We start from the raw sequence: 22,349 nt of genomic DNA, 5'->3' as shown, positions 1-22,349 counted from the left end.
CCTACCCCTCCCTTGGCCCTCCCTGTTTACGCGGTTGCGCACCGGCACTCCACTCCGTGGCCATGTTCAGGGCACGGCGGGCCCGCCGCCACCCCGCGTCAAAAGGGGTGGCGGGACCGCGCGAGCGAGGGCTCGCGTCTGACGGACTAGGCCTTGGGCGCCACGGGCACCGGCCGCACGTGGACCTCGCGCAACTGCCGGTCATCCACGTCGCCGGGGGCGCCCGTCATCAGGTCGGTGCCCGTCTTCGACTTCGGGAACGGAATCACGTCGCGCAGGGACTCGGCGCCCGTGAGCAGCATGGCCAGCCGGTCCATGCCCAGCGCGATGCCGCCGTGCGGCGGAGCGCCGAACTTCAGCGCGTCCAGCAGGAAGCCGAACTTGGCGCGCGCGTCCTCGTCGCTGATGCCCAGCGCCTTGAACACCTCCGCCTGCACCTTCGGGTCATGCAGACGGATGGAGCCGCCGCCAATCTCGAAGCCGTTGAGCACCACGTCGTAGCGGTGGCACTTCACCCGGCCCGGGTCCGTGAGCAGGTAGGCCACGTCCTCGTCGTGCGGACGCGTGAAGGCGTGGTGCGCCGCCGCCCAGGTGTTCGTCTCGTCGTCGTACTCGAACAGCGGCGGGTTCACGACCCACAGGAACTTCCACTGGCCGCCGCTGCCGTACTCCGGAATCAGGCCCAGCTTCTTGGCCACGTGCACGCGCAGGTTGGCCATCACCGTGTGGACCAGCGCCTCCTTGCCGAACTGGAACAGGAGGAGGTCGCCCGTCTTCGCGCCCACGGCCTGGTTGATGGCCTGCCGCAGCGCGGGGCTGATCGTCTTGGACAGCGGGGACTGCGTCCACTCGCCACCCTCCGCCACCTTCGCGCGGGCCAGGCCCTTGGCGCCCGCCTGCTTGGCGAACTCCTCCAGCTTGTCGCTCTCCGCGCGGCTCATCGCCTTCTCCGCGGGGACGACCATGGCCTTGACGATGCCCTTGTTCTGCACCGCCTCCCAAATCATCGGGACGCCGCCGCCCTCGCCGTGCTCGCGAATCAGGTCGGTGAGCACCACGTGCTCCAGCCCGAAGCGCAGGTCCGGCTTGTCGTTGCCGTACTTCGCCATGGACTCATAGAAGTCCATCCGCATGAAGGGCGTGGGGATGTCGATGCCCAGCACCTCGCCCCACAGCTTCTTCAGCAGTCCCTCAATCATCGTGAAGATGTCGTCCTGGGTGACGAAGCTCATCTCCACGTCGATCTGCGTGAACTCCGGCTGCCGGTCCACGCGCAGGTCCTCGTCGCGGAAGCACTTGACGATCTGGAAGTACCGGTCGAAGCCCGCCACCATGAACAGCTGCTTGTAGAGCTGCGGGCTCTCCGCCAGCGCGTAGAACTTGCCCGGGTTGAGGCGGCTGGGGACCAGGAAGTTGCGCGCGCCGCCCGGCGTGTACTTGCCCATGAAGGGCGTCTCCAGCTCCAGGAACCCGTTGTCCACCATGTACGAGCGCGTCAGCGCGTTCATCTTCGAGCGCGTCATCAGCGAGTGCTGGAGCGGTGCGCGGCGCAGGTCCAGGAAGCGGTGGGCCAGGCGCTTCTCCTCGGACGTGTCGATGCTGTCCTCGACGGGGAACGGCGTCGGCTCCGAACGGTTGAAGATGGTGAGGTCGCTGGCCCGGACCTCGATTTCACCCGTCTTCATCTTCGGGTTCACGTTCTTCCCGCGCGAGACGACCTTGCCGCGCACGCCCACGCAGTACTCCAGCCGGAGGCTCCCGGCGAGCGCGTGCGCCTCCGCGTGGTCCGGCTCGAACACCACCTGCGTGAGGCCATCCCGGTCTCGCAAGTCGATGAACACCGCGCCGCCGTGGTCTCGGCGGTTGTGCACCCAGCCGAAGAGGACGACTTCCTCGCCGACGTTGGTCGCGGTGAGCTGACCGCACGTGTGGGTACGCTTGACCTCGGAGATGAACGGGACTGCCATGGCACCGCCTGCTGGATTCGAAGGGGGGGAGAAGGCGGAGCACCATACGGATCGCGGAAACGACGCGTCAAGGAGTCCGAGCGCCCCGGGTACGTCTCAAACCGTCGGAATCAGTGCGGATTCCGGGTTCCAAAGCCGCCCGCGAGGCCCGGGCGCACCGGCCGGCCGGCCGCCGTGCTCGCGAAGGTGACGGCCGGGGGGAATACACGTTCCGGGCGGTCCGGAGTAGAACGGCGGCATGCTCCGAACAGTCATCGCCTCGACCGCCGCGCTCGGACTGGCCGCCGGCTGTGCGCCCGATTCGACCGCGCCCGTCAAGGTCAGCGCCCTGGTGCTCTCCAGCAATGGCCAGTACGTCCCCCAGGAGGTGGAGCTGAAGACCATCTCCGACATCGTCGGCCTCAAGGGCACGGTGGCTGACCTCCAGGGAGGCGCGCGCATCGTCATCGACTCCCAGGACCCGGACCTGAACAACGCCACCACGCCGGAGGGCTACGCCAACGCGCTGCTCAAGAACGCCGGCCGTGACGTCAGCGCCAACTACATCTCCCAGGACGGCGTCCTGTGGCCGGCGGACTTCCACACCTGGAACATGGTGACGGCGTACTACAGCATGGAGCGCGCCTACGATTACTTCCGCGTCGTGGGCAACATCCCCGCGGCGGACTTCAAGGACCCCGTCACCACGTACTACTTCCCGGAGTTCGTGCTCGCGGACGTGGACAAGAAGCCGATGAGCGACAACGCCATGTACTTCTCCGTGCTGGAGTCGTTCCTGGTGCTGCCCTTCGACAAGCTCCAGCGCGCCCCGCTGGCCATCAACGCCGGCATCATCGCCCACGAATACGCGCACCGCGTCTTCAACCTGAAGGCCTACAACGGCCAGCAGTTCCCGGAGGCGCTCACGCTGTGGCAACAAGCCGGCGCCAGCCCGGGCGCCAACATCCTCAAGTCCTTCGACGAGGGGCTCGCGGACTACCACGCGTACGGCGCCACCTGTCAGACGACCCAGGGCGGCAAGGGCTGTGACACGCGCTTCTTCTCCACGTCCTTCCACGGCAACCTGTACGGGCAAGTCACCGAGGACCGGGACCTGGCCCGCGTGGACCGCTGCATGGACGCGTCCCTGCTGAACCAGCTGTACAACCAGAACCTGAGCGCGTTCAGCGGCAACGAGTACCGGGTGGGCACGCTGCTCGCCAGCGCGCTCTACCAGGCCGGCGAGGCCACCGGTCAGCGCGACGTGCTGCTGCGCGCCATCGTCGCCTCGTACAACGACGAGAGCACGACGACGCCCGGCCTCTACCAGCTGGCGCGCGCCACGCTGGCGGACCAGTCCCGCTTCACCCTGGCCGTGGCCGCCAGCGCCATCATCACCCACATCACCGACCTGCGCCTGAAGGAGGCCGTCTGCAACGAGCTGATGGACCACCTCCAGATTCCGCGCGAGCAGCTCGTCGGCAACGATCCCAACATGTGCCCGCCCAGCGCCGCGGGTGGCACCACCTGCCCCCGCCTGGACCTGTGAGCATGAGGACAGCTTCCGTGAAGACGTGGCTCTTGCGTTGCGCCCTGGGCAGCCTCGCCCTGTCCGCCCCCGCCCTGGCGCAGGACGAGGACGACCCCTACGCCTACCCGGACGAGGAGCCCGCCAACGACGCCTCCGACTCCTATGACCGCGTCCGCCCCAGGGTGGACGAGGCGGACGACTTCCGCCGCGTCTCCGAGCAGGAGCACGACGACGACGAGGACGGCTTCAAGCCCCTCTCCGGGCTCGACGACCCGAACCTGGGCGTGGCCATGGAGTTCATCACCGGCGCCCTCTTCCTGGACAGCCCGCGCGGGCGGGCCGCGGAGACGCGCCTGGGCCTGGGCGTGCGCGCCACGTGGGAGTACGGCCGCATCCTCGACAACGAGTCGCTTCGCGAGGCCCTCTGGGCCGACGTGCGCTGGACGTTCGGCGGCACCAGCGACGGCACCGACTTCATCCAGGGCAAGACGCACCTCCACTACTTCACCATTGCCCCGGCCTATGAGCTGAAGCTCGGCAAGTCCGACTTCGGCTTCTTCGCCCAGGTGGGTGGCGGCATCGCGTACACGTCGTCCACCATCACCATCGACACGGTGGAGACGAAGGTGAGCGGCAGCAAGCCACTGCTTCAGTACGGCGTGGGCTTCCGCGGCCGGCCCCGGCTGACCTCCTCCGGTAACTTCCGCCTCGCCTTCCGGCTGGAGGCCATGGGCTACCGCCGGGGCTACCACAACGACTTCTTCCTGGGCGGCAGCCTCGGCACCGCCTTCTGAAGTCGCCTTCACCGGCCGCTCGCCGCGCTGCACCCGGCGGGCGGCCATGAAGATTCTTCCACCGCCTCCCCTCTTCGCCCGTACCCCCTCCTTGCGACTTCAAGGAGTTGGGCTTGGCACGCCGTGTGCTCTCATTTCAACCGGGACGGGAACCTGGGTTCCCCTGGGGGCAGGGAGGCGAGCGATGAAGAACGCGCAGGGACAAGGACAGCACTTGGACCCCGTATGTGGGAAGACCTTGGACACACCCGAGGGCCGTCCCACCGCCGAGTACAAGAAGCGCCGTTACTTCTTCTGCTCGGAGCGGTGCCGCCACGCCTTCGAAAGGCAGGCGGAGCGCTTCCGCTTCAACGAGCTGGCCCGCGTCGGCGCGCTGATGACGCCGGGCCGCGTCCGCTGGGGCATTGCCTGAGCGCCACGGCCGCTAGGCGGCCACGCGCAGGTCCTTGAGCCGCAGAGACAGCTTGCGCTGGCCTCGGAACGTGTCGAAGCCGGCCTGAAACGCCAGGTCCACCGGGCCATCCACCAGCGTGGCCCGGTCCGCCATGTTGAAGCCGATGGCGTCCAGCTCCGGCGCGTCCGCCAGGGCCAGCTTGAGGTGGCCGCTGCCCGTGCCGGACTTGGGCTGCAACACGCGCGGGCGAGCCACTTGCCGGCGCAGCACCAGCACGGGCTCCGGATTGCCCTGCCCGAAGGGGCCCAGCCGCTGGAGCGACTCAACCGCGTGAGCGTCCAACTCGTTGGGATTCACCACCGCGTCCACGCGGCACCGGGGGATGAGGTCCTCCGGCGTGAGGCGCTGGTAGGCAATCTTCTCAAAGGCCTCCCGGAAGGCGGGCAGCCGCTCCGCGTCGATGGTGAGCCCCGCGGCGTGCTTGTGGCCGCCGAAGCGCGTCAGCATCTCCGCGCAGCCACTGAGCGCGTCATGGAGGTGGAAGGCCTCGATGCTGCGCGCCGAGCCCTTCCCCACGCCGTCCTTCACCCCCACCATGACGGTGGGCCGGTAGAAGCGCTCCACCACGCGCGAGGCGACAATGCCGATGACGCCCGGGTGCCAGCCTTCGTCGTACAGCACCAGGCCGCGCGCGTCCTTCAGCGACTCCGCCTGGGCCAGCGCCTGCGTGAGGATGCTGCTCTCGATGCCCTGACGCTCCGCGTTGGCCCTGTCCAACACCGCGGCCAGTGAGCGCGCCGTGTCCGGTGACTCCGAGCACAGCAGCTGAAGTCCCAACGAGGCGTCATGCAGCCGGCCCGCCGCGTTGATGCGAGGCCCCAGCCGGAAGCCCACCTGACCCGCGGTGACGGAGGCGTCCGGGTCCATGCCCGCCACTTCCTTCAAGGCCCGCACGCCCGGCCGACGGCCCGCGCTCAGCTCCTGGAGGCCATGCGTCACCAGGATGCGGTTGGCGCCCGTGAGCGGCACCACGTCCGCCACCGTGGCCAGCGCCACCAGGTCCATCATGGACCGGAGGTTGGGCTCCTTCCGGGTGGCGAAGAAGCCCTCGTCGCGCAGGCGCTTGCGGATGCCCATGCAGAAGTTGAAGGCCACGCCCGCGGCGCACAGCGCCTTCGTCGGGTACTCGCAGCCAGGCTGGTGCGGGTTGAGTACCGCCACCGCGGGCGGCAGCGTGGGCGGCACGGTGTGGTGGTCCACCACCAGCACGTCCAGGCCCAGCTCCTTGGCGCGGGTGATTTCCGCCACCGAGGTGATGCCGCAGTCCAGCGTCACCAGCACCCGCGTGCCCTCCGCGGCGATGCGCTCCACCGCGCCGACGTTGAGGCCGTAGCCTTCGTCCAGCCGGTGGGGGATGTACGTCGCGGGCGGCGCGCCCAGCTCCTTCATGAAGAGGTACAGGAGCGACGTGGAGCAGACGCCGTCCACATCGTAGTCACCGTAGAGCGTCACCTTCTCCCGCGAACGAATCGCCCGGATGATGCGGTCCACCGCCCCCGGCATCCCCTTCATGCGAAACGGGTCCGGCAGGTCCGCCAACCGGTCCGACAGGAACGCCGACGCGGACTCGGGGGTGCGGTAGCCACGGTGCAAGAGCACCTTCGCCGCGAGCGGGTGCAGTGACAGCTCCCCCGCGAGGGACGCCACTTCCTGCTCGACTACATCTGGAAGCAACCACCGCACGCTCGACACGCCTCCTCGCCTTCTCCGAGGGGAGTTGGCGGGATGAATTGGCTACGAACGCGACAGTACCTCAGACGTCTGACCAGGACAGTCCAACCTTGAACCCGACACTTCCCCTCCTGCACAGACGTTCAGACGAGCGCACGCATGGTGGCCCGCTGGTTCACGCACGGTCGGTCGCCGGTGAGCAGGTTCAAACGCACACCCGAAAACAGTGAGGTCGAGCATGCATCCAAGAGGTATCCGGGCCGCCACGCTGGCCCTGGCATTCGCCACGCTGGGCACCGCGGGTTCGGCGGGCGCGCAGGAGCGGCGCGACGGAAAACGTGGTGACCTGAATGTGTTCCTCCGCGGCGGCGTGGGCGACTTCACCGGAGGCCTGGGCGACCTGACGAGCACGGGCCCGGCCTGGGGAGTGACGCTCAACATCCAGCCCACCACCTTCCTCGGCTTCGAAGTGGGCTACGAGGGCTCCCGCAACGGCATCACCGACGGCCGCCTGCCGGAGCAGCCCTCGCTCGTCCGGCAGGGCGGCAGCGCGCTGGTGAAGGTGTCACCGCCCTTCCTCACCACCGTCCGGCCCTTCGTCGGCGCGGGGGTGGGCGTCTCCCACATGAATGTCCGCGGCCCGGTGGAGGAGCTCTACCAGTCAGACACGATGCCGGAGGTCCCCCTGGCCGCGGGCGTGGAGTTCAACCGCGGCGCGCTCACGGCGGGCATCCGGACCACGTACCGCGTCCTCCTCAGCGAAGGCTGGGCGGACGGCGCCGTGGAGGACGCCAACGGCGGCCTGCTGGACGCCTCGCTCACGCTGGGCGCGCGCTTCTGAGAGCCCCCCTGAAACACCCAGGGCCCTGCTTCCCGTGAAGGAAGAGGGCCCTGTCGGTGTCCATCGCGCGAGGCCTTCCTCAACGGAAGGAAGGCCTCAGGTGCGGGTGGCTCACGCAGCGTTCGGCTGCTGGTGGTCCATGTTGCCGCTGGCGCGCAGACGGGCTTCCTTCGCCGCGGCGCGCTCGTCCAGCCAGATGGTCAGCGGGCTGGCGATGTAGATGGTCGAGTACACACCGACCACGATGCCGACCAGCATCGCCATGGCGAAGTCGAAGATCTCGCCCACGCCGAAGATGAGCAGACCGATGAGCGACAACGCCGTGGTGCCGGACGTGAGGATGGTGCGGCCCAGCGTGTCGTTGATGGCGATGTTGATGACCTCCGCGAAGGGCTTGCCCTTGTACTTGGCCATGTCCTCGCGGATGCGGTCGTAGATGACGATGGTGTCGTTGACGGAGTAGCCGACCACCGTCAGCAGCGCCGCGATGGCCGTCAGGTTGAACTCGCGCCGGCTCACCAGGTAGTAGCCCGCCACCATGATGACGTCATGGACCATGGACAAGAGCGCGCCCGGACCGAACTTGAAGTCGAACCGGAACGCCACGTAGATGAGGATGGCGACCATCGAGTACAGCAGCGCCATGATGCCGCGGTTGCGCAGCTGCTTGCCCACCTGCGGACCGACGTAGTCCACGCGGCGCTGCTCGAAGTCCGGCTTCTCCAGTCCGGCGTTGAGCGCGGCGAACACGCGGTCCGCCATGCCGCTGGCCACCACCTGGTAGTCGTAGCCCGTGCCGCCCTGGGCCTCGCCCAGGTCACGCACTTCCTGCACACCGATGCCCGCCGACTCCACCGCCTTCTTGATGGCGTCGGAGTCCATGGGCTGCGCGGCGCGGAAGCGGATGATGCCATTGGGCAGGTCCGAGTAGACGTTGCGCACGCCCCCCAGCGCCTCTAGGGCCTCCTTGCCCTTGGCACCGCTCTCCTCGTTGAGCTGCGTGACGCCGCCCATGCGGAGCAGGAAGGTGTTCTCCTCCGCCGCGCCGATGTTCTGCACGCTGACGTCCGGCAGGCCGCCCTTTTCCGCGCGCTCGCGAACCTCCTCGGCGGTGATGGGGTGGTCGAACTTCACCTCCACCACCGTGCCGCCCGCGAAGTCCACGCCGAAGTTGAAGCCGAAGGCGGCGATGCCGACGATGATCGCCAGGTTCAGCACCGTGGAGAGAAACAGCGCGGGCTTGCGCTTGCCGATGAAGTCGATGTTCGTCTTGTTCTTGAGAATCTGCATGACGGTTCCCGGACTCCGGCCGGTCAGACGGAGACGATCTTCGCGTTACGACCGTGGACGAAGTAGGTCATGATGACTCGCGTCACCGTGATGGACGTGAACAGCGACGCCAGCAGGCCGATGATGAGCGTGGTGGCGAAGCCTCGCACCGGTCCGGTTCCCGTGAAGAACAGGATGAAGGCGGAGATGAGCGCCGTCACGTGCGAGTCGAAGATGGTCCAGAAGGCCCGGTCGTAGCCCTGGTCCACCGCCGCCCGGGCCGACTTGCCGTGTCCCAGCTCCTCGCGGATGCGCTCGTTGATGAGCACGTTGGCATCCACCGCCACCCCCAGCGTCAGCACGAAGCCGGCGATGCCCGGCAGCGTCAGCGTGGCGTTGAAGAAGGCCAGTCCCGCCAGGATGAGCAGGCCGTTGAGCACCAGCGCGAGGTCCGCGATGAGGCCTGAGGCCTTGTAGTAGATGGCCATGAAGAGGATGACCAGGCCCAGGCCCAGCACCGCCGCCAGGCCACCCTTCCGGATGAGCTCGTCACCCAGGCTGGCGCCCACCTGACGAATCTCGCCCACCGTCACAGGGGCAGGCAGCGCGCCGGCCTTGAGCACCAGCGCCAGCGTCTGGGCCTCGCCCAGCCACTCCTCGAAGGTGCGGCCGCCCATGCGACCCATGGTGATGCGGGCCGAACCACCGCTGATCTTCTCGTTGATGTTCGGCGCCGTCTGGACGTTCTCGTCCAGCACGATGGCCATGCGGCGGCCCACACCCTGCTCGGTCAGCCGCTCGAACTCGCGCGCGCCCGCGGGGTCGAAGGAGATGTTCACCTCCGGCTCGTTGAGCTGGCTGATGTTCGCGTCCGCGCTCGCCAGGCTCTCGCCAGTCAGCGGCACGTTCTTGTCCAGCAGGTAGGAGCGGTACGAGGTGCACTCGTTCTTCTTCACCGGGTTGGCGATGCACTCGGTGAGCACCACCCGGTTCTCCGGCACCTTGTCCTTCGTGTACTCGATGATGGCCTCACGCGTCGGGGCCTGGAGCTGCGGGAAGCCGCCCTCCGTCGTCAGCGTGATTTCGCTGCCAGCCGGCGGCGGGGTGGCCTGGAGCAGCTGCGCGAAGAACTGCGGGTTGGAGTCATCCACCATCCGGAACTCGAGCTGCGCGGTGGTCCCCACCAGCTCCTTCGCCTGCTCCGCGTTGCTGCGGCCCGGCAGCGAAATCTGGATGGAGTCGGCGCCCAGCTTGCGCACGTCCACTTCCGCCACGCCCCACTTGTCGATGCGGCGGCGGATGACGAGCATCGCCTGGTCCACCGCTTCCGTCCGGAAGACGTTGGCCTGGCTCTCGTCCTGCACCAGCACCAGCGAGGCGCCGCTGCGGCTGACTTCCTTGAAGTCAGTGAAGGTGGCCAGGACCTCCTTCTGGATGGCGTCCATGGTCCCCGGGTCCTTCGCCGTCAGGGTGACCTCGAGCTTCTCCGGGTCCGTGTCCGCCGTCACCTCGCCCAGCTTCTTGTCATTGACGTAATTGACAATCTGCTGCGCCCGGCGCTCGGTCCGCTTCTGGAGCGCCGTCTTGGTGTCCACCCGCATCACCATGTGGATGCCGCCCTGGAGGTCCAGCCCCAGGTTCAGGCGGTACTTCGCGGGAGGCGCCCAGGCAGGCATCCGCTCCTCGAGCACGGCCAGGTTGTTGCGCTGGTCCCGGTCGAGAACGACGAGCGAGTAGTAGGTCGGGATGAGGAACCAGATGCTGCCCAGCGTCACCGCGACGATGAGTCCGAACTTCCACCACCAGCCGCGGTCCATCACTTCTCCTCCTTCTTCTCTCCGGCCGCCGCCGCGGGGGCCGCGGGCGTGCCTTCCGCCACCGCGCCCTTGGCGCTGATGGCCGTCTTGAGCACGCGGATGCGCACGCCGCTGGAGACCTCCAGCGTCACGGTGCGCTCCTCCACGAGGTGGATCTTCCCGAGGATGCCCCCGGAAGTGACGACCTCATCACCCTTCTTCAGCGCGGAGAGGAGCGCACGGTGCTCCTTCAACTGCTTCTGCTGCGGGCGGATCATCACGAAGTACATGATGCCCACCAGGATGACCAGGAAGCCCAGGGTGCCCAGGGGATTGCCACCACCGGCCTGCGCCAGAATCAGAAAGCTCTCAGCCACACACTGCCTCGTCGGTTGAGGAAAGCTTGGGATGGAAGGCCCCCGATTTTGTTCGAGGAAACCATCCGAAAGGGGGCCCTCTTAGCAAGGGGGGCCCATGTGAGCAAGTGAACGCGGGAAGCCGGGCAATCCATCCGCCCGGTCAGCGACCGCGGGTCCGTTCGGCCTCCTGCGCCTTGGCACGGGCACGGAATTCCCGGGCAAAAGTGGCGAACCGGTCCTCTGCCACCGCGCGCCGGACTTCTGCCATCAGTCCCAGGAAGTAGTGGAGGTTGTGAATCGTGTTGAGCCGCATGGCCAACAGTTCCTGGGCGGCGAAGAGGTGCCGGAGGTAGGCCCTGCTGAAATTGCGGCAGGTGTAGCAGGAGCACGCGGGATCCACCGGCCGGTTGTCCCTGGCGTAGGCCGCGTTCCGGATGACGACCTTGCCCTCCGAGGTGAACAGCAGGCCGTTGCGCGCGCACCGGGTGGGCAGGACGCAGTCGAACATGTCCACCCCGTGCTCCACGCAGGTGACCAGGTCCACGGGCGTGCCCACGCCCATCAGGTAGCGCGGCTTGTCGCGGGGCAGCAGGGGCGCGGAGTAGGCCACGCCGTCATGCATGGCCTCCGGAGCCTCGCCCACGGAGTAGCCGCCCAGCGCGTAGCCGGGCAGGTCCACCGCGCACACCTCCTCGGCGTGGCGCTTGCGCAAATCCTCGTGCAGGCCGCCCTGGACGATGCCGAAGAGCGACGAGCGCTCCCGGCTCCAGGCCTTCACGCACCGGTGCAGCCAGCGGGTGGTGCGGGCCAGCGACGCCTCCAGGTAGGCCCTGTTCTCGGTGGAGGGCGGGCACTCATCGAAGGCCATGATGACGTCGGCGCCCAGCGTCTCCTGGATGTCGATGGAGCGCTCGGGCGTGAGGAAGTGCCGCGCGCCGTCCAGGTGCGACTGGAAGGCGGCGCCCTCCTCGGTGATTTTGCGCTTCTCGGACAGGCTGAACACCTGGAACCCGCCGCTGTCGGTGAGCATGGGCCGGTTCCACGACACGAAGCGGTGCAGGCCGCCCATCTCCCCCACCAGCGCTTCGCCGGGGCGCAGCATCAGGTGGTAGGTGTTGCCGAGGATGATCTGCGCGTCCAGCGTGAGCAGGTCGTCCGGCCCCACGCCCTTGACGCTGCCCACGGTGCCCACGGGCATGAAGATGGGTGTCTCCACGGGGCCGTGCGGCGTGTGCAGACGCCCCCGGCGGGCCTTCGTTCCCGACGCGTCCTCGTGAAGGAGCTCGAAGCGGACCATCCCCGGCTCCACGCGGGTGTCGCCCTTGCCACCTGACTGCTTCGCTTCCTGCTGCTCGCCCATGGCGTTCACTCCGACACCAGCATGGCGTCGCCGTAACTGAAGAATCGGTACCCCGCGCGGACCGCCTCCGCGTAGGCCTCCAACGTGCGCTCCCGTCCGAGCAGCGCGCTCACCAGCACCACCAGCGTCGAACGCGGCAGGTGGAAGTTGGTGAGCAGCAGGTCCACCTGGCGGAAGGCGAAGCCGGGACGGATGAAGAGGGTCGTCTCGCCGGGGCCCGCGCGCAGCCGCCCCGTCTCCGGGTCGGTGGCGGACTCCAGGGTGCGCACCACGGTGGTCCCCACCGCCACCACGCGCCGGCCTTCCGCGCGCGCCGCGTTGATGGCCTTCGCGGTGGCCTCCGGAACGGTGTAGCGCTCCGGGTGCATGTGGTGCTTGTCCAGGTCGTCCTCACGCACCGGCAGGAAGGTGCCCGGCCCCACATCCAGCGTCACCAGCGCCCGGTCCACGCCACGCGCGTCCAAGGCGGCCAGGGTCTCCTGGGTGAAGTGCAGGCCCGCTGTGGGCGCGGCCACGGCTCCGGAGGCGCGCGCGTACACGGTCTGGTAGCGCTCCGCGTCCGCGGCGTCCGGCTCCCGGGTGATGTAGGGCGGCAGTGGCAGGCGGCCTGCCGCGTCCAACAGCGCGGCCAGCGAGGCGCCCGGGGGCGCGTGGAACCGCACGCGGTACTCCCCTCCTCCCAGCGCCTCCTGGATTTCGGCCTCCAGGCCGCTGGCGAACGTCACGCGCTGCCCGGGCTTGAGCCCCTTGGAGGCCTGCCCCAGACAGACCCAGTCGAGCGACTCGGGGGCCGCCCCGAGCGCCGCCGAGGTCAACGTGTTCTGGGCGGCCGGGCGCACGACGAGCAGCTCCACGCGGCCACCGGTGCCGGCCTTCTGGCCCAGCAGGCGCGCGGGGATGACGCGGGCGTCGTTGAGGACGAGCAGATCCCCAGGGCGCAGGAGCTCCTGGAGGTCTGCGAACCGGCGGTGCGACCAGGTGCCGCTGGAGCGGCTGATGGTCATCAAGCGCGACGCGTCCCGCTCGGCCAGGGGAGCCTGGGCGATCTGGGATTCGGGCAGCGCGAAGTCGTAATCAGAGAGACGGGACGACACGGGGGTGGCGCTTGTAGCAGCCCCCACGCCGTCGCGGAAAGCGCGCCGGACGCGAGAGGCATCAGTAGAGCTGCTGCAGCTCGGCCCCGGGGTAGTAGTGGGAGAGGATCTCCCGGTACTCCCGGCCCTTGTCGGCGAGCGCCTTGGCGCCCCACTGACACAGGCCCGCCCCGTGGCCATAGCCGCGACCGGTGAACACGTAACCGCGCTCGGTGCGTTCCACCTCGAAGCCCAGGCTCTTGAGCCGGGTGTAGCCAAGCTTGCGGCGCAGCTCCACGCCGTCCATGGAGGTGCCGTCCGCCAGGGTGACGCGCGTCACCCGCCGCGTCCGCGTGCGGGCCGCCACCTTGAGCCCCTGGGCCGGGTGGCGGAGCGCCGCCTTGATGTCCGCGTCGGAGAGCGTCGCCGACCACCGGCTGGCGGGGAGCTTTCCGCAGGGGCAGTCGACGGGTTGGAGGTACGGCAGGTCGCGCTGCAAGGCATCGAGCCCCGACTCCGTCCGGCCGCCGCACGAGGCATGGAAGTACGCCTCGATGGGCGCCAGCTCGTACGTGAGCACCTGTCCCCGCGTGGCCTCGACGGCGGCCTTGGTGCGAGGGTCCTCGCGGTTGACGCCGCCGTAGACTTGATGGAGCACGCTGCTGCCCAGGTGGAACGCGTTGCTGTAGGCATCCAGTTTCTTCTGGAGCGCATACGTCCGGGCGGCCACCGCCTGGGCCTTGAGGGCCTCCGGGGGAAACGACACGGGCATCTCGCTGCCCAGCACGGCGGCGAGGTAGTCCTCCAAGGGAATGACGTTGATGAGCTGCAGCCCACTGCGGTGCAGGCGCACCACCACATCGCCGCGGACCTGCGCCGCGCCCGCCTTGAGCGGCTCGGTGCCAGGCGCGGCCGAGGCCTCCGACATGCCAGCGCGGAAGCGGACGGAGTCGCCCTCCACGGGCGTGCCGTTGACCTCGATGCGGCTCCCCTTGCGGCGGACGTTCGCCTGTCCCGAGGCGATGGGGGCGAACGTGGCCTCCTCGCTGTCGGGCCCGGAGGCCAGCCCCCGGCCGCTGATGCGCACCTCGCTGCCCGCGTCCTCAATGGAGATGCGCAGGGTCTCCACGGCGAGCACGCCCGAAGGGACCAGCAGGAGCAGGACGAGTGCAACAGGTCGCAACATGGCCCCGAAGTGTAGAGGCGTGGGTGCTCGCCTCAAGAAAACGTCCGGCGGATGGGAGAGGATGGCTCACCCGTGACGTCACCCTCGCGCCCTGCCATCCCCACGACCTTCGTCACCGCCCTGCGCGAGTTGGAGCCCCGTCCCTCCGCGATGCTCACCCTCCGGTTGGTGGAGGGCCGCTCGCGGGAAGCCTGCGCGACGCACTACGGCATCCCCGCCCAAGCCTTCTCGGTGCTGCTGCTGAGGGCCGCCATCGCACTGGCCCTGCACCGGGGCGCCCCCGCGCGCGAGCCCGCCAGCGAGGACGAGGAAGCCGCCTGGGCACGGATGCTCGCGGACGCGCTAGAGCGCCAGGACGCGAAGTGCCCCGCCGCGCTGGCTCCGGTGGTCGAAACGTGCAGAGAGCTCCAGACGCTGGCGCCCCAGGTCGCCACCGGCCTGGAAACGGCGGAGCGGGAGGCCCGCGCGTCGCCCCAGCGTCGCCGCGAGGAGTGGCTGCGGAGGCTCGCGGTGGCTTTGCTGCTGGCGATGACGGCCTGGCTGTACCTGTCGAAGCCCTGAGGCCCTTCGGCGCCCCTCCAACGTCCACCGGTGCACACCACGCCAGCCCGTCCCTGATGGAACGACACCGCGGGCCGTCGCCGCTGGACGCCAGGACCGCGGACACATAAGGGATGCGACCATGCGCGCCCTTCCACGGATGTTGCTGGCCTGCGTGCTGCTCACGGCCTGCGCGAAGCAGGTGGACGCCCGCGTCGCGGGCAACGACGACGCGGCCATCGACTCGCTGTCCCTGCGGCTCGAGGAGCTTCGGACGCGCGACGCCCTGGACGACGCGACGTGCGCGGACCGGTGTTCGGTGGGAACGCAGACGTGCGAGCTGGCGGAGTCGCTGTGCGCGCTCGTCGAGCGCCATCCTGACCGGGACGACCTGCCGCCCCGCTGCGCCCAGGGACAGGAGCAATGCGCCACTGCCCGGAATGTCTGCGCGCGGTGCGGGCCCTGAACGGCACGGCCCGGGTGCATAGAAGCAGGCTCCGTGTTTAGACTGCGACGGTTCCCGCTGTCCTGAACGAGGTCCTCCCGTCATGTCCCCCCGCTCTGCCCTGCTCCTGGTCACCTCGTGGCTCGTCATCCCTGGGCAGGCGCTCGCCGCCGACAGCTCGGAGCTGACTCCGGAGAAGGTGGCGGAAATCCGCCGCGACGAGGCCCAGGCCATGTCCCAGGTCGACGCGGAGTACGGCAACCGCAAGTCGTCGGAGATGAGCACCGCGGAGCGCCGGGAGGCCATCGGCAAGCAGAAGGCAGCCTCGGCGGCGGTGCTGGAGAAGCACGGTGTGTCGGGCAAGGACTTCGCGCGTTACGAGGCGCGCATGTCGCCGGCGGACAACGCCCGCGCGAAGGCGGAGGAGCAGCGGCTGGCGGAGGCCGCCAAGGCGGCGAAGCGACCCGCGCCCGCGGCCGCCCCGGAAGAGGTCCACGTCCAGCAGGGCTTCAACGACGAGGACCCGGTGGAGCTGGAGGCCATGGAGGGCGCGGAGCCATCCATCGACGTCGGCGTACCGAAGGACGCCGAACTGCCGCAGTAGGCCTCTTTTGAACGACAGGTGCGCGGTGGCGAACCCCCACCGCGCACGCTGCTCAGCCCTTGCGGTATCCGTAGCGCGGGGCCCGCTCCTGCCACACGCCGTCATACGGACAGGTGCAGTCCGTCTCCTCGGGTTCCGGGTACGTGAAGCGCTCGCCCTTGTAGTTACGGAACACCGTCTCCTGCGCTCCGTACTCGACGGCATAATCGGGCTGGAGCGTCACCTTCCCACCGCCCCCCGGCAGGTCCACCGCGAGGTGCGGCACGGCGAGGCCGGTGGTGTGGCCCCGGAGCTGCTGGATGATTTCCAGCCCCTTGGCGATGGGCGTGCGCAGGTGCTCGCAGCCCTCGGCGACGTCCATCTGGTGCAGGTAGTACGGCCGCACGCGGCTGCGCAGCAGCAGGTGCGACAGCTCCTTGATGATGCGCGCGTCGGAGTTCAGCTGCCGCATCAGCACGGCCTGGTTCTCCACCGGAACGCCGTGGTCCACCAGCCGCTCACAGGCCTCGCGCGCCTCGGGCGTCACTTCCTTCGGATGATTGAAGTGCGTGACGACGAAGACGGGCGCGTAGCGCCGGAGCGTTTTCGCCAAGGCGTCGGTGACGCGCATGGGCAGACACACGGGGACGCGCGTGCCGATGCGAATCATCTCGACGTGGGGAATCTCGCTGAGCGGCGCGAGCAACTCCTCCAGCCGGGAGTCACTGAGCATGAACGGGTCCCCGCCGGAGATGAGGACGTCGCGCACCTCGGGATGGCGCCGGACATAGTCCACCCCCCGGCGGAGCTGTTCCTTGGAGAGCTCCGCCACCCCCCCCTGCGTGATGCGCCGCCGCGTGCAGTGACGGCAATAGACGGAGCACGTATCCAGCGCGAGGAAGAGCACCCGGTCCGGGTACTTGTGGACGATGCACTCCTCCGGGCGCGTCTTGTCCTCACCCAGCGGATCCGCGAGCTCGCCCGGACGGATGCGCGCCTCGGCCCTCACTGGGATGGACTGCATGCGCACCGGGCAGAACGGATGCTCCGGGTCGATGAGGGACAGGTAGTACGGACTGATGCCGATGCGGAACAGCGCGGACGTTTCCTGCACACCCGCGCGCTCGTTGGAGGTCAGCGGGACGTACCGCTCCAACTGCTCCAGGCCTCGCACCGCATGCCGCTGCTGCCAACGCCAGTCCGCCCACTCCGCGTCCGTGGCGTTGGGAAACAGCCGTTTGCGCCCTTCGGCGCTGAGCGACGCGCGAGCGGCCGCCGGCTCCGGCGGGAGACCCGCCGGAAGCACTGAGGTATCCATTACGCCGCCTTCTGCTGCTCCCGCCACCAGGCCTGCCCCGCCTCAGGCAGCTGGTCGATGGGGTCGAAGTACTCGTACTTCCGGCTGAGCGCGTCCGCATCGTTCATTTCGATGCCGGTCCGGTAGTTCTTGGTCCAGTACGAGATGCCGCGCTCGCGGTCATACTCCGCCACCTGGTGGACCCAGCGCTTCCCGACGAAGGGCACGTCACAGACGATGCGCGGCGTGGCGAAGCCCGGCATGTAGCCCATGATGTCGTGCTGCAGCTGCTGCGCCTGAGCCACCGACAGCCGCCAATGCTCGCTGTTGGGGATCATGTCGCACATGTAGAAGTAGTACGGCAGGATCTTCGCGTGGTCGAGCAGCGTGAAGCACAGGTCCAACAGCGCCTGCGGGCTGTCATTCACACCGCGCAGCAGCACGCCCTGGTTGCGCACGTCACGGAAGCCCATCTCCAGCAGCTTGCGCACGGCCTTGCCCACCAGCGGGGTGAGCTGCTGCGCGTGATTGACGTGCGTGTGCAGCGCCAGGTCCACGCCGCGCTCGACGGCCTTCTTCGCCAGCCGGTCCAGCCCCTGGAGGACGGAGTCCTGGAGGAAGTGCTGCGGGATGGCCATCAGCCCCTTGCTGGCCAGGCGGATGTCCCGGATGTTCGGGATGTCCATCAGCGAGCTGACGAACGGCTCGAGCTGCTGGATGGGCAGGTTCGCGATGTCTCCACCCGACACCACCACGTCGCGCACCGTCGGCGTGCGACGCAGATAGTCGAGCATCTGCGCGTAGCGGTCCTTGGGCCCGATGCCGAACTTGTGTTTGCTGACCTGCGGCACGTCATTGCCCACCAGGTCCATGCGCGTGCAGTGGCCACAGTACTGCGGGCAGGTCGGCAGCATCTCCGCCAGCACCTTGGTGGGATACCGGTGCGTCAAGCCTTCCACCACCCACATGTCCTGCTCGTGAAGACTGTCACGGCTGGCCTTGGGATGGTTGGTCCACTCCGTGAGGCGGTCCGCGTAGGCCGGCAGCATGTAACGACGCACCGGGTCACGCCACAGGTCCTCAAGGTTCATGGTGTTGAGCATCTGCGGAGGCACGAGCAGCGACATGGTCGCCCGCTCGCGCTGATCGCGCTCCATGCTCTCAGCCAGGTCATCCGGGAGCAGAGCCCCCAGCGTCGCCTTGAGTTCCTTGAGGTTCTTGATGGTGTGCTTGCGCTGCCAGACGGAGTTCTCCCAGTCGGCGGCGGACACGTCCTTGAAGCCAGGGATCCGCCGCCAATCGGGCTCGATGAACTCCCGGCGGTGAGGATACGTAAAAGGCTGTTCAGCGGGGCCAGCCTCAGGCTTGGCCCGGATGGGCGTCGTTTGCATGGCGCATCACCTCTTAGATTGCTCGCGGGCGAGGCGTCATAACGCGCCCATGCCCCACTTCGGTCAACAATCGAAGGGGGCATCGGATGCCCGCCTTCTCACTCGATGGGAACATTGACCAGCTTGGCTACATTGTCTTCCGTGATGTCGACCACCACGGGCTTGGTCGTCTTGCCGTTGAGCTTGAACGAAATCTTCCGCTTGCCCACCGGTAGCATCAACGGACTGCCAAGTGTCACCGGCGTCTGGCGATTCGTCTTCTTCCCATCGACGTAGATGTCCGCGCCCGCCGGCTTTGTGCTGCAGGCGAACTTGCCCATCACCTTGGGGGCCCTCGGAGGCTTGGGCGCAGGCGGAGGCTTGGGCGCCGTCTGGGGCGGCGGCCGCACGTTGGCCACGGCGGGCTCGGGCTGCGGCTCCTTCGTCATCTCGAACGCGACCGTGACCTGCTGGCTGCTGCCGTCGGCCTTGAACTCACCGGAGTACGGCTTGTAGCCCGCGAGCTTCGCGGTGAACGAGTAGGTCTTCCCCACCTCCAGGTTCGCCATGCGCGCGTCTGGAATCCGCCCCAGGCGCTCGCCGTTCACGGCGATCTCCGCGCCATCATCCCCCTTGAAGACAGCTGCGACCTGAACGGGCGCGGGAGCCGGCTCCGTGGAGGGAGGCGGCGTCTGCCCATTGTCGACAGGCGCGTTCTCAGGTGCCTGGTCGCCGCCCGGCTCCTCCACGGGAGCCGCGGGCTCGGTGGTCCCCGCGGCAATGACGACGCCCGTGTTCGTCGGCGGGGCCACCGGCGACTTGTTCTCGGGCGGCGGGGCCGCCTGCGGATCAGCTTCCAGCGGAAGCGAAACGACGATTCTGCTTCCGGCGACGACATCCACCGTCTTGGCCGCGCTCTGCTGACCAGGAGCGCTCGCGGTGACCCGGTACTGCCCTGCCGGAAGTGCCAGCAGCGTGTTGAGCTGGACCTCCTGGCCATTCAGTTGGATTCGCGCGGAAGGGTTGGACGGGGACACCATGAAGGTGACCTCTCCCGTGGACGGCCTGGTGGCCATCACCACACCGACGACGAGCAACAGCACGATGGCCGCGGCGGCGGCGAACAGCACCGGCTTCGGCAGCGTCTTGAGGTTGAGCGCGGGCTTCCCCTTGGCGGGGACCTTCGTCTTCGCCTTCGCGGGCGCAGCGGCCTTCGCGGGAGGAGGCGCCTCCTCCGGAGGGAGCGGAACCGAGCCCGTCACCTCTTCCTCGGGCTCGTTCAGGTCGTCATGCGGGTGCCCCTCGTCACCGTAGTCGTCCTGGGCGTCGTAGCCGGCGCCGCCGTCTTCCTCGGGCGGCTGCTCGTAGTCAGACGGATCCTCCTCGGGCTCGGGAGCGCGCTTTCCGCCCCGGCCGCGGCCCACCACGGGGGCTGGCCTGCTGCCCGTCTCTTCGTCCAACGAAGGAGACGAGCCGCGCGAGCGCGTCGGCGGCGCGGACGGCGCGGGGCCAATCATCGTGGCGCCGGAGTAGGCCTCGCCTTCCTCGTTGCTGATGACGACCTGCGCCTTGGGGCCACTCTTGCCCTTGCGCGAGGACGTATCGGGCGCGGGGGCCCGCAGGGAGTTGTAGGAACCGGACGTCCCATGGTCCTGGATGGGGTTCTCCGTCCGGCCCGTAATGCTGTCGTCCACCACGACGCTGCTGTCGGCAACGCGGGTTTCGGGAGACATGAACGTATGCGAGGAGTCGACAATCTGCGTCTTGTCGCCCGCGCCGACGCCCATCTCCTCGAGCTCCTCGGCGGTGGGAGGCGGGATGTAGTCCTGGACAGGCTGCGCCGGCGAGGTGGACGCACGGCCCGCGGGCGTTCCCGTCACCACCACGGCTGGAGGGGGCGCACGCCGCGCCGCCTGCCGGTTGAACCCGGGGGCCACCGTGATGCCCGAGGCTTCAATCTGGTCGGGGCGCTCGATACCGGCATAGCGCTCCATCTTCTCCGCCTCGCGGAGCATGTCCTCGGCGAACGCCTCCTTCATGTAGCTGGAGAGGTGCTTGGACGAGTAGATGGCGTCACCAGCCAGGAGGAACCGCATCAGGTCCTCGGCCATGTCGGACGCCCACTGGTAGCGGTCCTCGGGTTCGCGAGTGAGAGCCTTGAGGACCACCCTCTCCAGGCCCTGCGGGATGCTCGGGTTGAACTCGCTGGGGAGCGGAACCTCCGCGTTGCGCACCTTCTCCAGGGTGGAGAAGTCCGACTCGCCAACGAAGAGCTTCTCGCCCGTGAGCATCTCGTACAGCAGCACGCCCACGGCGAAGATGTCGCTGCGCCGGTCGATGGGCATACCCCGGACCTGCTCGGGGCTCATGTACCCGAACTTGCCCTTGAGGATGCCCGCCTGCGTCTTCTGGGAACGGTTCGCCGCCTTGGCGATACCGAAGTCGATGACTTTGACCTCACCCTCATAGGAAATGAGGATGTTCTGGGGCGACACGTCGCGGTGGATGATGTGGAGGTCCTGCCCGCGGGCGTCCTTCTTCCGGTGCGCGTAGTCCAGACCGTCGCAGATCTTGGAGGCGATGAACACCGCTTGGGCGGTGGGCATGATCTCCTTGCGACGCCGGTAGCGCTCCAACATGGTCCGAACGTCGCGTCCGGCGACGTACTCCATGGCGATGAAGTAAGTGTCGTCGTACTTCCCGAGTTCGTTGATGTGCACGACGTTGGCGTGGTTCAGCTGAACGCTGATCCGCGCCTCGTCGATGAACATCGTGATGAACTCTTCGTCCTCCGCCATCGTGGGGAGGATCTTCTTGATGGCCAGGATGCGCTCGAAGCCCTCGACGCCGAAGGCCTTCGCGATGAACACCTCCGCCATGCCGCCGACGTTGATGCGCTCGAGGAGCAGGTACTTCCCAAAGAGGGTCGGCTTCTTCATCTCGTGGAGCGGCCCGGCACCGGGAGGCGCGCACCGCGACAGGCGGTGCGCAGACCGGGCGGAAACCTGGACTCTAGTCGCAGCGCGGACGGCGAGTCAAACATGCACAGCAGCCTGAAACCCCAACGAATCCGGTAGCTTGAGCCCTGCGCGCACCATCCGGACCTCGCTACGTAAATGTCATGCTCCACGACGCGCAGCGGCAGGCGTGCAGAGGGGGGCTCAGAGGCCTGTTGGAGCGCGCTCAAAGGTAGGCGCATGTCGCCCATCTCGGCAGTTCAGAGCGCCTCCTGTCTGGGCGCCCAAACGGAATGATCCATGCTCCGGCGCCAGCGAGACGGGGCGTCCCGCCACCTGGGCGACGCCGAACTCGAAGCGCTCCCGGCTGAGTTTTCACCACAGAGCGTCTGCCCGCGAGCGAAACTGCCGCGACTGTCGCCAAGTCTCCGCGCGCCCCAGTATGCCCTCCCTGGCCTTGGAGCTCGCAGGCGCGATGGCGGGTGTGCTCCGTGGAGGCATAAGACGCGTGCTCATCGCCCGAAGTCTGGGGCCCGCGCGCTGCACGAACAGCATCGATTGATCAAGAAGCCATGGGAGCCGCGCGCGCCGAGCACCTGCTGGTGTTGGCCACGACGGCGGCCCTGCTGGCGGTGGGGGCGTGCGCCGGTTGCGCGCGCGGCGCCTGGCCCAGCGCCCGCGGTGACGCGCCGACACTCCACACGGCCCCAAAACGGAAAACCCCCGGTGTCCACGAGGGACACCGGGGGTTTCTCAAAAAGAATCCGGCAGCGACCTACTCTCCCGCGCGGTTTCCCGCGAAGTACCATCGGCTCTGGAGGGCTTAACTTCCGTGTTCGGGATGGGAACGGGTGGGACCCCTCCGACATAGCCACCG

18 protein-coding genes and 1 rRNA gene are annotated in these 22,349 nt (G+C 68.3%); 7 read left to right on the top strand and 12 right to left on the bottom strand.

What is annotated here, in order from left to right; all coding sequences use genetic code 11:
* Positions 1-146 precede the first annotated feature (146 nt).
* Complete coding sequence (gene aspS, locus HNV26_RS22915; RefSeq protein WP_171443696.1) at positions 147-1,967, bottom strand: aspartate--tRNA ligase; 1,821 nt, start codon at positions 1,965-1,967, stop codon at positions 147-149.
* Between the two features lie 238 nt (positions 1,968-2,205).
* Here aspS and HNV26_RS22910 point away from each other — a divergent pair, with 238 nt between their 5' ends.
* The 3 genes from HNV26_RS22910 to HNV26_RS22900 all read left to right on the top strand — a co-directional run bounded on the left by HNV26_RS22910 (position 2,206) and on the right by HNV26_RS22900 (position 4,683).
* Positions 2,206-3,495 carry a hypothetical protein gene (locus tag HNV26_RS22910; protein WP_171443697.1) on the top strand — a complete coding sequence of 430 codons (1,290 nt, stop codon included), beginning with the start codon at positions 2,206-2,208 and terminating at the stop codon, positions 3,493-3,495.
* 17 nt (positions 3,496-3,512) lie between these two features.
* The gene (locus tag HNV26_RS22905; RefSeq protein ID WP_171443698.1) at positions 3,513-4,271 is read left to right on the top strand and encodes a hypothetical protein; all 759 of its coding nucleotides are present in this window, start codon (positions 3,513-3,515) and stop codon (positions 4,269-4,271) included.
* A 184-nt stretch (positions 4,272-4,455) separates the two neighbouring features.
* Positions 4,456-4,683, top strand: coding sequence for a YHS domain-containing protein (locus tag HNV26_RS22900; RefSeq protein ID WP_011554678.1), 228 nt, complete (start codon positions 4,456-4,458; stop codon positions 4,681-4,683).
* A gap of 12 nt (positions 4,684-4,695) precedes the next feature.
* Here the strand turns inward: HNV26_RS22900 and recJ are convergent, their stop codons facing one another.
* Complete coding sequence (recJ, locus tag HNV26_RS22895; protein WP_171443699.1) at positions 4,696-6,408, bottom strand: single-stranded-DNA-specific exonuclease RecJ; 1,713 nt, start codon at positions 6,406-6,408, stop codon at positions 4,696-4,698.
* A 226-nt stretch (positions 6,409-6,634) separates the two neighbouring features.
* Between recJ and HNV26_RS22890 the strand changes: the two genes are divergently transcribed.
* Entirely contained in the window at positions 6,635-7,237 is a 603-nt protein-coding gene (locus tag HNV26_RS22890) for a hypothetical protein (RefSeq protein WP_171443700.1), read from the top strand.
* A gap of 111 nt (positions 7,238-7,348) precedes the next feature.
* On the opposite strand, the gene secF is transcribed toward HNV26_RS22890, so the two are convergent.
* The 6 genes from secF to HNV26_RS22860 all read right to left on the bottom strand — a co-directional run bounded on the left by secF (position 7,349) and on the right by HNV26_RS22860 (position 14,280).
* Positions 7,349-8,527, bottom strand: a complete 1,179-nt coding sequence (secF, locus tag HNV26_RS22885; RefSeq protein WP_171443701.1) for a protein translocase subunit SecF — start codon at positions 8,525-8,527, stop codon at positions 7,349-7,351.
* A gap of 23 nt (positions 8,528-8,550) precedes the next feature.
* On the bottom strand, positions 8,551-10,323 hold the full coding sequence (gene secD / locus HNV26_RS22880) for a protein translocase subunit SecD (RefSeq protein ID WP_171443702.1): 1,773 nt from the start codon (positions 10,321-10,323) through the stop codon (positions 8,551-8,553).
* Positions 10,323-10,679, bottom strand: a complete 357-nt coding sequence (yajC, locus tag HNV26_RS22875; RefSeq protein ID WP_171443703.1) for a preprotein translocase subunit YajC — start codon at positions 10,677-10,679, stop codon at positions 10,323-10,325. Before yajC ends, secD begins: the two co-directional genes overlap by 1 nt.
* Positions 10,680-10,821: 142 nt before the next feature.
* A complete protein-coding gene (tgt, locus tag HNV26_RS22870) occupies positions 10,822-12,021 on the bottom strand; it encodes a tRNA guanosine(34) transglycosylase Tgt (protein WP_090494346.1) in 1,200 nt (399 codons plus the stop codon).
* A gap of 5 nt (positions 12,022-12,026) precedes the next feature.
* The gene (queA, locus tag HNV26_RS22865; RefSeq protein WP_171443704.1) at positions 12,027-13,115 is read right to left on the bottom strand and encodes a tRNA preQ1(34) S-adenosylmethionine ribosyltransferase-isomerase QueA; all 1,089 of its coding nucleotides are present in this window, start codon (positions 13,113-13,115) and stop codon (positions 12,027-12,029) included.
* Between the two features lie 61 nt (positions 13,116-13,176).
* On the bottom strand, positions 13,177-14,280 hold the full coding sequence (locus HNV26_RS22860; RefSeq protein ID WP_171443705.1) for a SpoIID/LytB domain-containing protein: 1,104 nt from the start codon (positions 14,278-14,280) through the stop codon (positions 13,177-13,179).
* 72 nt (positions 14,281-14,352) lie between these two features.
* On the opposite strand from HNV26_RS22860, the gene HNV26_RS22855 reads away from it, so the two are divergent.
* The 3 genes from HNV26_RS22855 to HNV26_RS22845 all read left to right on the top strand — a co-directional run bounded on the left by HNV26_RS22855 (position 14,353) and on the right by HNV26_RS22845 (position 15,869).
* Positions 14,353-14,841, top strand: a complete 489-nt coding sequence (locus HNV26_RS22855; protein WP_366816922.1) for a hypothetical protein — start codon at positions 14,353-14,355, stop codon at positions 14,839-14,841.
* 121 nt (positions 14,842-14,962) lie between these two features.
* Positions 14,963-15,286: a hypothetical protein gene (locus tag HNV26_RS22850; protein WP_253816926.1), complete on the top strand. Its 324-nt coding sequence runs from the start codon at positions 14,963-14,965 to the stop codon at positions 15,284-15,286.
* Positions 15,287-15,368: 82 nt separating this feature from the next.
* The gene (locus HNV26_RS22845) at positions 15,369-15,869 is read left to right on the top strand and encodes a hypothetical protein (protein WP_171443707.1); all 501 of its coding nucleotides are present in this window, start codon (positions 15,369-15,371) and stop codon (positions 15,867-15,869) included.
* Positions 15,870-15,921: 52 nt separating this feature from the next.
* Here HNV26_RS22845 and HNV26_RS22840 read toward each other — a convergent pair whose 3' ends face one another.
* From HNV26_RS22840 to rrf, 4 genes are all read right to left on the bottom strand, one after another.
* Positions 15,922-17,166 carry a KamA family radical SAM protein gene (locus HNV26_RS22840; protein WP_171452868.1) on the bottom strand — a complete coding sequence of 415 codons (1,245 nt, stop codon included), beginning with the start codon at positions 17,164-17,166 and terminating at the stop codon, positions 15,922-15,924.
* Positions 17,166-18,536: a KamA family radical SAM protein gene (locus HNV26_RS22835; RefSeq protein WP_171443709.1), complete on the bottom strand. Its 1,371-nt coding sequence runs from the start codon at positions 18,534-18,536 to the stop codon at positions 17,166-17,168. Before HNV26_RS22835 ends, HNV26_RS22840 begins: the two co-directional genes overlap by 1 nt.
* 98 nt (positions 18,537-18,634) lie before the next feature.
* Positions 18,635-21,454 carry a serine/threonine protein kinase gene (locus HNV26_RS22830; protein WP_171443710.1) on the bottom strand — a complete coding sequence of 940 codons (2,820 nt, stop codon included), beginning with the start codon at positions 21,452-21,454 and terminating at the stop codon, positions 18,635-18,637.
* Between the two features lie 780 nt (positions 21,455-22,234).
* Positions 22,235-22,349: ribosomal RNA gene (rrf, locus tag HNV26_RS22825) — 5S ribosomal RNA — on the bottom strand; the annotation flags it as partial.

The organism is Myxococcus xanthus, assembly GCF_013116825.1.
In the GTDB taxonomy this organism is placed as follows: domain Bacteria; phylum Myxococcota; class Myxococcia; order Myxococcales; family Myxococcaceae; genus Myxococcus; species Myxococcus xanthus_B.
This window is presented reverse-complemented; position numbering and strand designations above follow the sequence as displayed.